The 13,895-nt window shown below is 44.6% G+C and carries 12 protein-coding genes; 9 read left to right on the top strand and 3 right to left on the bottom strand.

The window, feature by feature from the left end; genetic code table 11:
• The first annotated feature begins 375 nt into the window (after positions 1 to 375).
• The 5 genes from ACSQ2E_RS16240 (at position 376) to ACSQ2E_RS16220 (ending at position 6,630) form a co-directional block, all read left to right on the top strand.
• Positions 376 to 1,917: a GNAT family N-acetyltransferase gene (locus ACSQ2E_RS16240; protein WP_435992188.1), complete on the top strand. Its 1,542-nt coding sequence runs from the start codon at positions 376 to 378 to the stop codon at positions 1,915 to 1,917.
• A 457-nt stretch (positions 1,918 to 2,374) separates the two neighbouring features.
• The gene (locus ACSQ2E_RS16235; protein ID WP_435992186.1) at positions 2,375 to 4,126 is read left to right on the top strand and encodes a phospho-sugar mutase; all 1,752 of its coding nucleotides are present in this window, start codon (positions 2,375 to 2,377) and stop codon (positions 4,124 to 4,126) included.
• Between the two features lie 174 nt (positions 4,127 to 4,300).
• Positions 4,301 to 5,416 (top strand): GAF domain-containing sensor histidine kinase, encoded by a 1,116-nt coding sequence (locus tag ACSQ2E_RS16230; protein WP_435992184.1) that lies wholly within the window; start codon positions 4,301 to 4,303, stop codon positions 5,414 to 5,416.
• A 14-nt stretch (positions 5,417 to 5,430) separates the two neighbouring features.
• The gene (locus tag ACSQ2E_RS16225) at positions 5,431 to 6,066 is read left to right on the top strand and encodes a response regulator (protein WP_435992182.1); all 636 of its coding nucleotides are present in this window, start codon (positions 5,431 to 5,433) and stop codon (positions 6,064 to 6,066) included.
• Positions 6,067 to 6,087: 21 nt separating this feature from the next.
• Entirely contained in the window at positions 6,088 to 6,630 is a 543-nt protein-coding gene (locus tag ACSQ2E_RS16220; protein WP_435992180.1) for an NADPH-dependent FMN reductase, read from the top strand.
• A gap of 123 nt (positions 6,631 to 6,753) precedes the next feature.
• Here the strand turns inward: ACSQ2E_RS16220 and ACSQ2E_RS16215 are convergent, their stop codons facing one another.
• Positions 6,754 to 7,008, bottom strand: coding sequence for a YhdB family protein (locus ACSQ2E_RS16215; RefSeq protein ID WP_034763164.1), 255 nt, complete (start codon positions 7,006 to 7,008; stop codon positions 6,754 to 6,756).
• A gap of 167 nt (positions 7,009 to 7,175) precedes the next feature.
• Here ACSQ2E_RS16215 and ACSQ2E_RS16210 point away from each other — a divergent pair, with 167 nt between their 5' ends.
• The 4 genes from ACSQ2E_RS16210 (at position 7,176) to ACSQ2E_RS16195 (ending at position 11,196) form a co-directional block, all read left to right on the top strand.
• Positions 7,176 to 7,478 (top strand): DUF3889 domain-containing protein, encoded by a 303-nt coding sequence (locus ACSQ2E_RS16210; RefSeq protein ID WP_435992178.1) that lies wholly within the window; start codon positions 7,176 to 7,178, stop codon positions 7,476 to 7,478.
• A 253-nt stretch (positions 7,479 to 7,731) separates the two neighbouring features.
• Positions 7,732 to 8,922 (top strand): MFS transporter, encoded by a 1,191-nt coding sequence (locus tag ACSQ2E_RS16205; protein ID WP_435992176.1) that lies wholly within the window; start codon positions 7,732 to 7,734, stop codon positions 8,920 to 8,922.
• A gap of 399 nt (positions 8,923 to 9,321) precedes the next feature.
• Positions 9,322 to 10,734, top strand: coding sequence for a SpoVR family protein (locus ACSQ2E_RS16200; RefSeq protein ID WP_435992174.1), 1,413 nt, complete (start codon positions 9,322 to 9,324; stop codon positions 10,732 to 10,734).
• Between the two features lie 117 nt (positions 10,735 to 10,851).
• Positions 10,852 to 11,196, top strand: a complete 345-nt coding sequence (locus ACSQ2E_RS16195; protein ID WP_435992172.1) for a hypothetical protein — start codon at positions 10,852 to 10,854, stop codon at positions 11,194 to 11,196.
• A gap of 305 nt (positions 11,197 to 11,501) precedes the next feature.
• Here the strand turns inward: ACSQ2E_RS16195 and ACSQ2E_RS16190 are convergent, their stop codons facing one another.
• Together ACSQ2E_RS16190 and ACSQ2E_RS16185 are read right to left on the bottom strand one after the other, a co-directional pair.
• The gene (locus tag ACSQ2E_RS16190; protein ID WP_435992170.1) at positions 11,502 to 12,158 is read right to left on the bottom strand and encodes a YczE/YyaS/YitT family protein; all 657 of its coding nucleotides are present in this window, start codon (positions 12,156 to 12,158) and stop codon (positions 11,502 to 11,504) included.
• 193 nt (positions 12,159 to 12,351) lie between these two features.
• Entirely contained in the window at positions 12,352 to 13,677 is a 1,326-nt protein-coding gene (locus ACSQ2E_RS16185; protein WP_435994590.1) for a hemolysin family protein, read from the bottom strand.
• Positions 13,678 to 13,895: the final 218 nt, after the last annotated feature.

Here is a 13,895-nt window from a genome sequence, read left to right as displayed (position 1 = left end):
GCGGGAAAGCACGAAAAGCGCAGGCGGCTCGCACAGCCCCGACAAGCATATGCTAAATGGGCCTAAGAAGGCGCTCTTTGCCTTCTTGGACCATTTAGCTTATGACCTCGAGGGGCTAGCCGCCGGAGCTAGACAGTTGAGACCCCGCAGGGCTTCAGCCCGAGGAGGCTCAACTCACGCCCCGCGGAAAGCGAGCACCTGGAGCGGAAATCCACCACTACTGGCTTTTCAAAAACATATAAAGGAAAATTCATATTTCTTCAAAAAATCCTCACCCCTTTGCTAAAATAAAAGAATGGACTGTCATGAACTTCGTTTCAACAGTGCACTATAAGGGTATATAATTCAGGTATTTCATGAAGGAGTAGATCATAGATGGCAGAAAAACTGGACTTATCACAGTTCGAAAAGAAAATGATCATTCGTCCAATGGAACATAAGGACATTAAGGATATTATCAATATGCAGTCTGTCTGCTTTCCAGGGATGGACCCATGGAAAGTGGAGCATCTGGAAAGTCACTTGGAAGTGTTTCCGGAAGGTCAGCTCGTAGCAGAATTAGATGGGGAAATCATCGCATCATGCTCGAGTCTGATCATTAACTTTGATGAATATGACGACCGCCATACATGGGATGATGTAACGGATAATGGTTACATAACGAATCACAATCCCGATGGCTATAACCTGTACGGGATCGAAGTGATGGTGCATCCGGATTACCGTCGCATGAAGGTAGGTCACCGTTTGTATGAAGCAAGAAAGGACCTTGCGAGACAGTGGAATTTAAAGAGTATCATCATCGGGGGACGAATCCCGAATTATCATAAACATTCTGATGAAATGTCTCCAAGGGAGTATGTGGATTCAGTGGGACGTCATAAGATTTACGATCCCGTGCTTTCGTTCCAGCTTCTGAACGGATTCACCCTGATGAGGATCAATCCGAACTACCTGCCAGATGATAAGCGGTCCCATAAATATGCAACACTGATGGAATGGAACAATGTCGACTATCGTCCATCCAGCAAACGTCACTTCAAAACGAGCTATCCAGTCCGGATCTGTGTCGTTCAATATATGATGCGGAAAATCAACTCCTTTGAAGAGTTTGCGAACCAGGTGGAGTATTTCACCGATGTGGCTTCCGATGCGAAATCAGATTTCGTGGTGTTCCCTGAGATTTTCACCACCCAGCTCATGTCATTCCTTAACATTCAGTCACCGAGCCTTGCAGTGAGAAGGTTGACCGATTTCACAGAGGACTACATTGAATTATTCACGGACCTTGCTGTCAGGTACAACGTCAACATCATCGGGGGATCACATTTCGTCAAGGAAGAAAACGATGAGATCTACAATATTGCCTATCTTTTCCGCCGCGATGGGACGATCGAAAAGCAATACAAAGTTCATATCACACCGAATGAACGAAAATGGTGGGGAATCAGCCCCGGGGATTCTGTTAGGGTCTTCGATACGGATTGCGGGAAGATCGCGATTCAAATATGCTATGATATTGAATTCCCCGAGCTTGCCCGTATCGCTACAGACAAAGGGGCGAAGATCATCTTCACCCCATTCTGTACAGAGGATCGTCAAGGCTACCTTCGCGTCAGATACTGTGCCCAGGCCCGTGCTGTCGAGAATCAGATCTATACAGTCATTTCCGGTACGGTCGGTAATCTTCCACAAACGGAAAATATGGACATCCAATATGCCCAGTCCGGCATCTTTGCCCCGTCCGACTTTGAATTCGCACGTGACGGAATCGTAGGCGAAACCAACCCGAACATCGAAATGGTCATGATCGGAGACGTCGACCTAGAAGTCCTCCGCCGCCAGCGCCAATCAGGCACCGTCCGCCAGCTCAAAGACCGACGCCATGATGTCTATGGAGTGAACTATAAGAAGTAATCCAAAACGAATGAATATTGTTAGCATAGAAAATCCGAACGGTTCTTGAATTTCGTTAATGAAATTCGAATTCGTTCGGATTTTTCATAGTTTTTGTGACAATATGATTATTTTATTTAGCAGGTTCCAGCTGTTGATTGGAGTGCAAGACGAAGACTCCTACGGGAAAAGCGGAATAGGTGAGACCCCGCAGGAGCGACAGCGACGAGGAGGCTTGCCTTCCGCCCGAGGAAAGCGAAGTCTTGCACGGAAATCGGGCAGCGGTATACCACGTGATCTAAATCCTATTGGTATATATTAACCTTTTTTCAAAAAGAAAAAAGACAAATTCCAATGAGAGAAATTATGCTAAAATAAGGATTAAACGAATCTTGTCGACATGTGACGGATTGTTTTAGAAGGAATTCTACAATATATGATAGAATTCATTATTATACAGCATTAGGAGGGGATCGTTTTGAGTTGGAAAACATCATGGGGAAAATGGAGCAGCTACTTACATCTGGACAAAGAAGTCAATGAACTTTTAGAGTCAATGAAAGACGACGAAAAGACCTTGGAAGACGCATTCTACAAAAACCTGGAATTCGGTACTGGTGGAATGAGGGGAGAAATCGGTCCCGGAACCAATCGAATGAACATCTATACAGTCAGAAAAGCCTCTGAAGGACTGGCGCGATACATAGAAGAGCAAGGTGAAGAGGCTAAAAACCGAGGAGTTGTAATCGCTTACGACTCCCGTTATAAATCACCTGAATTTGCCATGGAGTCAGCGAAGACCCTGGCAACCCACGGAATCCAAACATATGTCTTCGATGAATTGAAACCGACACCGGAGCTTTCATTTGCCCTCCGGCAGCTAAAGGCCTTCTCCGGTATCGTGGTGACTGCCAGCCATAATCCGCCTGAATACAATGGGTATAAAGTGTACGGGGAAGATGGTGCTCAACTTCCTCCACATGTAGCGGATGCAGTGATCGAAAAAGTGAACGCCGTTGAAAACGAACTTGAAATCCATGTTCAGACCGAAGAAGAATTAAAATCAGCCGGCCTGATTAAAATGATCGGGGAAGACATCGACCAATCCTACCTGGAACATTTGATTTCGATTTCCGAGAAGCCTCAGGTCGCCAAGGAAACCGATTTGAAAATCGTATTCTCCCCACTGCATGGCACTGCCTTGAAGATGGCAGAAAAAGGGTTGAAGGCATTAGGGTATGAGCAAGTTCACATTGTAAGGGAACAGGCAGTCCCTGATCCTGAGTTTACAACAGTGAAGTCTCCGAACCCTGAAGATAAAGCGGCATTTGAATACAGCATCCGTGACGGGAAGGAAATCGACGCGGATATCCTGATTGCGACAGATCCCGATGCAGACCGGTTAGGTGTAGCGGTAAAAGGGGAAACAGGCGAGTATATCCTCCTTACCGGAAACCAGACAGGTGCCATCCTCCTGGATTATATCCTTGGCCGCAAACAGGAAAAGAACATGATCCCTGAGAACGGCCGGGTATTCAAAACCATCGTGACATCCGAATTGGGTCGTAAAGTCGCTGAGCATTATGGTGCTTCAGTCGAGGATGTACTGACTGGTTTTAAATTCATCGGTGAAAAAATCAAGCAATACGAACAGACAGGTGAGTATTCATTCTTATTCGGATATGAAGAGAGCTATGGTTACCTAATCGGCGACTTCGCCCGTGATAAGGATGCCATTCAAGCAGTATTGATGGCAGCAGAAGCGGCTGCATATTATAAAAAAGAGGGCAAAACGCTATACAATGTCTTGCATGATTTATTCGAAAAACACGGATTCTACCAGGAAGGACTGAAGAGTCTGACCCTTAAAGGAAAAGAAGGGGCCGAACAAATTCAGGGGATCCTGAAGGACTTCAGGAATGAACCGTTGAAAGAAGTGGCAGGCTTACGTGTGGTTTCTTCAGAGGACTACAAAATAAGTAAGAAAGTGGATTTGGTATCCGGGGAGGAAACCTCCATTCATCTGCCTTCTTCCAATGTGTTGAAATATCATCTTGAAGATGGATCTTGGATTTGTCTCCGTCCATCAGGAACCGAGCCGAAGATCAAGTTCTATTTCAGCGTGATCGGTGAGACCGAAAGCGAAAGCGATGATAAATTACAAGCTCTGCAAGATGCCATCATGGCGAAAGTCGAGACGATGATCCGTTCGTCTGTAGGGAAGGCGTAAACCTTTTTATCTTTCTAAAACAAGAGATGTGTTCCTGCATCTCTTGTTTTTTGGATTGTGATGAGAACATGTGTTTTCGGTCAAAGGTCGTAGAATAGTATCATTCTTTTTGATAATACCGGATTTATGTGAAATCTATATAATAGTAATATAGGATCGGAGAGGAAGATGAATATGAATGCTGAATCCCTTTCAAATATCGGACTTTTGAAAGAAATAGCCGAGTTGCTGAATAACGAAACAGACCTTGATTCCATGCTTTCAGGTGCATTGAAGAAGCTGATCAGGGGTTCAAGCTTTACAACAGGGTGGATCTTTTTCATTGAAAAAGAAGGCAGCCACGAGCTTGTTTCTTATGAGAATCTGCCGGAATCCCTCTCAGACCGTAAATGTGAGCCGATGAAAAAGGGTGGGTGCTGGTGTGTAAATCGATTTCGCAAAGGTAAACTCACCAAGGCGTCCAATATTATTGAATGTCAGCGGATCGAGCTGGCCATCGAAGAGAACAGTGAAGATACAGATGATATTACGCATCATGCGACGGTCCCCCTGCAGTCCGGGGATGAGTCCTTTGGGTTATTGAATGTGGCAGCACCGAACAAGACCCACTTCACAACAGACGAACTGGCGCTTCTTGAATCGGTTGCCTTCCAAATCGGATCCGCCATCAAGCGCATTCTGCTCACGAAAAAAGAGCAGGAAGTGGCATTGATCGGAGAAAGGAACCGGCTGGCCAGAGATCTTCATGATTCGGTCAATCAATTGTTATTCTCCCTTACGCTGACGGCAAGGGGAGGTACAGAAATGACCGAAGATGAAGAAGTAAAGGATACGTTCAAAACGATTCAAGGGATGGCTCAGGAAGCATTATCGGAAATGAGGGCCCTCATCTGGCAATTGCGACCCCATGGACTTGAGAATGGAGTTGTAGAAGCGGCCAAAGGATACGCAGAGATGCTTGGATTAACCTTGGAAACGAAAGTGGAAGGAGTCATTTCTTTAAGTTCTAAAATAGAAGAAGTGCTGTGGCGTGTGAGTCAGGAAGCACTGAATAATTGTAAAAAGCATTCCGGGGAGAAACACATCCTCTATACATTGAAAAGTGAGTTGCAATCCATTCATCTGGCGATTGAAGATAGAGGATACGGATTTCAATATGATGGAAAGCAGTCCCTGCCTTCAGTAGGGATCCAAAGTATGAAAGAACGTGTGAAAAGCATTGGTGGTACGTTGACAATCGACAGTCAGCTTGGAAGGGGAACCGTCATACAGGTTCAATTACCGTATTAGGAGGTGCCGGGTAAATGATTAGAGTATTGATAGCAGATGATCACCACGTCGTGCGGAGAGGATTGGTTTTCTTTTTGAAAACACAAAAGGACTTGGATATTGTCGGTGAAGCGAAGGATGGGCAAGAGGCCGTCCGAATGGCTGGAACCTTGAAACCCGACATCATTCTAATGGATCTGATGATGCCGGTCATGGACGGGATCCAGGCGACCAGGGAAATCAAAAAGAAGTATCCGGACATTCAAATTCTGATACTGACGAGCTTTTCCGACCAGAATCACGTGATTCCCGCTATAGAAGCAGGAGCGGCTGGATATCAGTTAAAGGACATTGAACCCGATGAATTAGTGAGTGGAATCCGAAAACTCCTATCGGGTGAAAATTCTCTTCACCCGAAAGCAACCAATCATTTACTGACGAGGATTACAAAGCAAGACCCTCCACATAAAATTCATGAACTGACCAAACGGGAGAAGGATGTTTTGATTGAGCTGACGAAAGGGAAGAGTAATAAAGAGATTGCTTCAAGCCTCTATATTACGGAAAAAACCGTCAAGACCCATATTTCGAACATTTTTTCCAAGCTGGAAGTGTCAGACCGGACACAAGCGGCACTCTATGCCGTGAAGCATCAGTTGACAAAAAATTAATCTGGAAAGGATTTTTATATCATGAACATCGTAATTATTAACGGAAGCCCGAGAAAACGAGGACGTACTGGAATTGCGTCAAGATTCATTGCAAGGACATATGACTGTGATTTTATTGACTTAAGTGATGGCTCTCTTCCACTGTACACGGGAGAACAAGAGCAATCTAAGGTTACAGCCGTTCAGTCACTTAAGCAAAAAGTGAAAGATGCGGACGCCGTCATTTTAGCTTCCCCGGAATATCACAGCGGTATGAGCGGAGCACTCAAAAACGCACTCGATTTCTTAAGCAGTGAGCAATTCGCCCATAAACCTGTTGCGCTACTTGCATGTGCAGGCGGAGGGAAAGGCGGTATCAACTGCTTGAATAATCTTCGTATCGTCGGTCGGGGAGTGTATGCAAATGTCATTCCGAAACAGCTTGTTCTTGATCCCCACTGCTTTGATTATGAAAGTGGTGGGCTATTAGAGGAACCAGCAAAGTTAGTGGATGACCTGATGAGGGAACTAAAGGTGTATGTCAAAGCGGCTGAACTGGTAAAAACTGAAATTTCGTCCCATTGATGAAAAATCGGCATTTTGCCGGTTTTTTTATTTGATATTGTATCTAAAATAATTTTGGAAATAAATAAAAGCTGATCCAATAGCGCATACTAATTGGATCAGCCAGGTGGAATTCTCTTTTTGTTACATCTCTGCAAAGGTTTCCTGGAGTGGTTGCTCGACACTATAGGTGAAGTTTGCATGTTCGATATATCGTAAAAGCGTATAGAGATTACGCTCTACAACCGTGTAATCATTTGAAAAATGATACGCATGTAAGAAATGTTCAATTCTTTTTGAAAGAAGGTCATCCTTCGTTCTCACCATAAGGATCAACAGGTTATCCCATTCTGATCGGTGAGTGTAATACAAGGCCCGATCGTAATCGACTTTGTTCACTTGGTTTCCCTCCTTCTGAAGGGGTACTCCTATTGTATGGAGAAAACCGTTATTATTTCTCTGTAAAAGTTGGTACTGTTGCAAATGCTCGTTTTCCTTCTATTGGGTGAATAAAAACGCCTGATTAATTCATCCTATGTAATGAAACGTAAACAGAGGTGATGAAAATGAAGAAAGCAATCGTGATAGTATCAACTGTATTTTTTCTAGTATTTTCAAATCTGGCGCATGCCGAGCAGTCGGATTACAAGAAGTTTGGACGCATTGCGACAGCAGTCATCAAAGAGGACTATCCCGGGCAGCCTGTAAAGGATTATCAGTACCAGGGACGTCAGAAATTGACGGAGAACAAAGTATCTGATGCCTTTGAATTTACCGTGCAAGAAAACAATGCAGAGAAAAAGGTCGTTGTCATCGTGGTACACGATCTAGACAATGAAAAGGTACTCAACATCTCGGTGAAGGAATAACGGGAACAGATGAAGTCTTCTTTGATTAAGGAGGCTTTTTTTGTTTATAGGTGAGACTGGCCATTTCCCCATAAAACCTGCACACGCATACCTATATGTACAATAAACTAAAGTATTACCTGCAAATTCACCACCAATTTGCTAAAATGAAATCATACATAAATCGTTTTGATTCTGAAAGGGGATCTTTGTTCCGATGTGATGCTGTTCTTTTCTTACCTATATATAAACTAAAATAAAGGGAGGAAGAGATATGCATTCCAATGCATTTAGAAATCTGTGGTTCGGTCAGGCATTGGCCAATATGGGGGATGTTTTCTATATCGTAGGGTTGATCTCCCTTGTATACAACATAACCGGTTCTGCTATTTACATGACGGCTGTTCCTTTAATCATCACCTTTTCACGATTCATCAGCAATATGGCAGCGCCTTTGTTGTTGAATCGTACACAGATGAGGAGCTTAATCGCGTATTCGCAAATGGGAAAGACCTTTTTTTTATGCGTGTTCCTCCTAATGATGGTACTGGGTATGGGAAATGTGTGGATCTATCTCGTTTGCGCCAGTATCATTTCATTTTTGGATGGTTGGGCACTCCCGGCGAGGAACTCATATGTGCCTTTCCTGGTGAAGCGGGAAGAACTGATGGGAGCGAATGGCTTTTTCTCTACCGTCGATCAGACGATTCAATTTTCGAGCTGGGCATTGGGCGGAATGCTTTTAGCGGTTCTGAATGCGACGAATCTTTTTATTGTGGTGATCCTCTTGTTCCTGGCCAGCACCTTTTTTATGCTGAAGCTGCCGGTCATTCCAAGTAGCACGCTTGAAGTTCGCAAGATTTGGTGGCAGGAGCTTGGGGAAGGATGGTCACAGGTTAAAAGTCGGAAAGGGCTGATTCCCGTTTTTTGGATATACGGGCTGGAGTCGATTTCAGGGACCGTCTGGATCGCGGCTGTTCTTTATTTGTATGTGGATCTCTTACTTCAGCGGGGTGAAGAGTGGTGGGGATTCATCAACTCAAGCTTCTTTGTCGGATTGGTCCTTGCCTCGTATCTCATATTTAAGCTGCATGGCATTTTTTCAAAACACCGGCAAAAGTGGCTCCCCTACTGTATGATCGTCACTTCAGGTGTCACCCTTGTATTTGCCTGGAATAAAATTGCCGTGATGGCACTTATCTTGTCGTTTGTGTTCGGGTTGTTTGATCAGATTAAGAATGTTGTGCTGCAGACGTATCTACAGGAGAGTGCGCCACCTGAGGAGCTCGGGAAGATTTATGCTGCACAAGGGGCATTAACCACTCTCTTGTTCGGCTTATCGTCAGTGGGGGTCGGACTTCTCCTGGAAGTCATGAGTGTTTCAATGGTTTTCACATGGTCTGCACTCCTCTTACTCACTACGCTCATCCCAGTTAAAATACTGCATAAGAATCTGAATACGTGAGGTGGATAAGAAGGCTGTTCCCTGGATTAGGGGACAGCCTTTTTAGGTTATGCTCGTCGGGCCTGCCCAACCCGGCTCCGCTTTTCTTTTGTCCAGCTCCAGGGGCTTGGGGCTCGAGGTCATAAGCTAAATGGTCCAAGAAGGCAAAAAACGGCCTTCTCGGCCCATTCATCTTATGCTTGTCGCCCCAGTGCAAGCCCCTTCCGCTTTTCTAATTGTCCAGCTCCGCCGGGTAGTCCCTCGAGGTCATAAGCTAAATCGACCAAAAAGGCAAAGAGCGCCTTTCTGGCCAATTCATCTTATGCTTGTCGGGCCTGCCCAACCCGGCTCCGCTTTTCTTTTCATCAAATCCCCATTGTCTTCATACATTTAGATAAGAGTATAAAGAGGGGGATGGAGATGAATTTAGAGGAGCAGAAGAATTTGCAGAATGCGATAGGGGAAATTACTGAGATTGCAGCCGGGTTTGGTCTGGATTTTTATCCGATGCGTTATGAGATTTGTCCTGCTGAGATTATATATACATTTGGGGCTTATGGGATGCCGACACGGTTTTCGCACTGGAGTTTCGGGAAGCAGTTCCATAAGATGAAGCTGCAGTATGATTTGGGTTTGAGTAAAATATATGAGCTTGTGATCAATTCCGATCCTTGTTATGCGTTTTTGCTGGATTCGAATTCCCTCATACAGAATAAATTGATTGTGGCTCACGTTCTGGCACACTGTGATTTCTTTAAAAACAATGTTCGGTTCCAGAATACGAAGCGGGATATGGTGGAAAGTATGGCAGCTACGGCTGAACGTGTGCGCAGGTATGAGATCGAACATGGGAAGCAGGAAGTCGAGAATTTCCTCGATGCGGTCCTTGCGGTGGATGAACACATCGATCCTTCACTTATGCGACCGAAGCTGTCGTGGACGCTGGATGATGTGGAGTGGGAAGAAGAAGAAGTGAGCCATACATCTCCATATGATGATCTATGGTCATTGGATGAAAAACCAAAGAGCAGGGAAAAGAAGAAAGTGAAGAAAAAGTTTCCACCGCAGCCGGAAAAGGACATACTTCTTTTCATCGAGCAGTACAGCAGGGAATTGTCGGACTGGCAGCGGGATATATTGACGATGATGAGGGAAGAAATGCTGTATTTCTGGCCACAGCTTGAAACGAAGATCATGAATGAAGGGTGGGCCTCGTATTGGCACCAGCGGATCATTCGTGAAATGGATCTGACAAGTGGTGAATCGATCGAGTTTGCCAAGTTGAATGCTGGTGTCGTACAGCCGTCACGTACACAAATCAATCCATATTATCTAGGTCTGAAGATTTTCGAAGATATTGAGGATCGGTTCGATAATCCGACAGAAGAGATGAAAAAACGGGGGGTAAAGCCGAATTCCGGTCGTGAAAAAATGTTTGAAGTGCGTGAAATCGAATCGGATATTTCCTTCTTGCGAAACTATTTAACGAAGGATCTGGTGATGAGAGAGGATATGTATCTGTTCCAAAAACAGGGGAAGGATTATAAAATTGTCGATAAAGAATGGACCCATGTCCGGGATCAGCTCGTGGGCATGAGGGTGAATGGCGGTTTCCCTTACATCACCGTGAATGACGGGGACTACATGAAAAGCGGGGAACTTTACCTAAAGCACTGGTTCGAGGATGTTGAGCTTGATATTAAATATTTGGAAAAGGTTTTACCTTATTTGCACCAGCTCTGGGGAAGACCGGTCCATATCGAGACCCATGTGGAGAACCGGGATATGCTATTTACGTATGACGGAAGGAGCGTCCAACGAAAATATCTTTAATAAACCGGGAGTCGCATCAGGGAGAAGAATCCTGAGGCGGCCCTTTTTTTGTTCTAAAAATGATGGACGGGTTTATACATTGTAGAGTAGGCACTTATTGATTGAGGAGGAGATAGGATGGCGGATGTTGAAGTCTTTATCGGTGATTTGACTGACCGGACATTCCATTATGAGGGGGGAGACTGGAATCATAATTATCCGAAACGGATCAGTCCGTTCTTTCCTAAAGGGTATGAACTGTTTTTCGCCCTTTTGGATGGCATTTACTATAAAAAATTCGAAGGCAGGCAAACAGACTGGGGGAGCCATACCTGTCTGATGTATCCTGATGAAATGCTGTCGGTGCTGGAAGACTACTATAAGAAAGAGCAGGATAATAATGAGGTGCAGCAATTGTTTCAATTCATCAAGAAGCTGGACCATGGACGGCAATACGGATTAGTGGCATGCGAGATGTCATGACGTGAAAAGGACAAACTGCGATTCTGGCAGCTTGTCCTTTATTGATTCAGCCCAGGGGCTTGTCGCCCCAGTGGGAGCCCCTTCCGCTTTTCGGGATGTCCAGCTCCGGCGCTAGAGGCTCGAGGTCATAAGCTAAATGGTCCAAGAAGGCAAAAACGGCCTTCTCGGCCCCTTCATCTTATGCTTGTCGCCTCTGACCAAGCCGCCTCCGCTTTTCGGGATGTCCAGCTCCGGCGGCTAGAGGCTCGAGGTCATAAGCTAAATGGTCCAAGAAGGCAAATAGCCGCCTTCTGGGCCCATTCATCTTACGCTTGTCGCCTCTGACCAAGCCGCCTCCGCTTTTCTTTGCTTCTATCCGGAAAGCGGGTATGGAGTCTTTCTGTGAAGTATAGAAACGATTTTTGAAAGATGGGACTTTGGATGAACGTATAAATAAACGTGAAAACAAAGACGGGACCGGAGAGGAACAGACCGATCAGTAAGACGGTGCACTCGCATATGATCCGGACTCTGCTGATGGAAAGATTGGTCAGGTCTGAAATGGTGAGCATAAATCCGTCCCTTGGTCCCGTTCCAAGATGTGCAGCAGAATACAACCCGCCTCCAACCCCCATCAACAGAATGGCAGACAGGAGAATCAGGATATCGATAACCGGACCCGTTTGTGGAGGCAGCAAATCATAAAAAAGAAAAAAGTCAACGAGCATGCCGACCATTACTCCATTCAGGATGGTTCCGATTTGAATATATTTCCCTTTCAACATAAGCGTGCCTGCTATGAGAGTGGCACCGACAATGATATTCCACGTTCCGATGGTCAGCCCGAACTTATCAAACATGGCGATATTTAATACATCCCATGGGTGGATGCCTAAGTATTGGACTTTAATGGACATACTGATTCCATAGCTGAAAATAAGTAACCCGATTACAAAATAGCTGATTTGCCAATAGATTTTCATTGTTTCTCCTTTATCCAACCGTCATCTCTACTCTAACATTATTTTACAATGAAACCCTTTATGATGAAATGGTCTTTTTTTCATTCTGTTTATGATAAATGAGGAAGTCAATCTGACAAATTGTGGTTGATTCATATATGAAAAGATTTATTCTTTGCTGACGTCTTGAGGAACAAAAAAAACGAACGGCCTCTTAGTGAGACTCGTTCGTTTCAAAAGTATTCTTTTTCATTTTAGTGACTTCCAGATACTGAATATGGTGACCGTCGATCTCTTTGACTTTAAAGCAATAGCCTTGTTCTTCGATCTTATCTTCAGGCTTGACTTCATATTTTTGAGTTAGGAACCAGCCGCCGATTGTATCGACTTCCTCCTCTTCAATCGAGATGCCCAGAAGGTCATTCACATCTTCAATGAGCATGACGGCGTCGAAAATATAATGATCTTCTTTTATCTTCTGGACTTCAGGAATTTCATCGATATCAAATTCATCCCGGATTTCACCGACGATTTCTTCGATGATGTCCTCCACCGTAACCAGGCCTGCCGTTCCACCGTATTCATCAAGAAGGACGGCCATCGGGGAGCGTTCTTTTTGCAACTTGAGGAGCAGGGCTTTAATCGGGATGGTTTCAATGACGCGGATGACGGGCTTAATGAAGGAGGTCACGTCTTCATGCTCGCTTTTATGATTCACGAGGGTCGTTAAGAGTTCCTTCACATTCACAACCCCAAGGATATTGTCCTTATCACCATCCACCACAGGGTATCTCGTATACCGCTCTTCCTTAATGACCGATAATACTTCATCAATGGTGGATTCTGCGGATAGCGTCACAATGTTTGTCCGGGGGACCATGATTTCCTTGGCGATGCGCTCGTCGAATTCAAATATTTTATTCACATACTTGAATTCAGATGAGTTGATTTCACCGCTCTTATAGCTATCGGAAAGAATGATTCTGAGCTCTTCTTCCGAATGGGCGATTTCATGCTCTGAGGCCGGTTTCAAACCGAACATCCCCGTAAACACGCGTGCCGAACTATTCAAGGTCCAAATAAATGGATAAGCAATCCGGTAGAACCAAATGAGAGGCTTGGCAAATAATAAGGTGATTTTCTCAGCTTTTTGGATGGCAAATGTCTTCGGTGCCAATTCCCCTATCACCACATGCAAGAAGGTAATGACAGAAAAAGCCAGTGCAAATGAAATTATGCTTGAAATGGACGGGTTTAAATCAAACTTTTCAAATGCAGGGTGAAGCAGCGTTTCAATGGTTGGCTCTCCTAACCACCCAAGTCCAAGGGAGGTGATGGTAATCCCCAACTGACAGGCAGAAAGGTATTCATCCAGATGGGAAATGACCCTTTTCGCAGCAACAGCGGTTTGATTTCCTTCAGAGACCAACTGATCGATTCTCGAACCCCTCACTTTCACAATGGCAAATTCAGAAGCGACGAAGAACGCTGTCAATCCAATTAGCAGGGCAATAAGTAGTAAATTAATTAAAATATCCAAGTAGTAGAAGTCAAAAGAACGGGAAGTTGTCCCTTTCTTTCGCTTCAATCACCTCCTGTATAAAATAGTCATGATAACGTAAGAATTGAGGGACGAATGCCACTTGAAATCCTTTCGCATTGAGTATATCCTTTTAACGTATTACATTCCTATCCCATTTCGTTTGTCCGTTTGTCATTGAAATGCAACACGCATTGGGTTATTCTGAAATATAACGA

The organism is Rossellomorea sp. LjRoot5, from assembly GCF_964253455.1.
Taxonomy (GTDB): Bacteria; Bacillota; Bacilli; order Bacillales; family Bacillaceae_B; genus Rossellomorea.
This window is presented reverse-complemented; position numbering and strand designations above follow the sequence as displayed.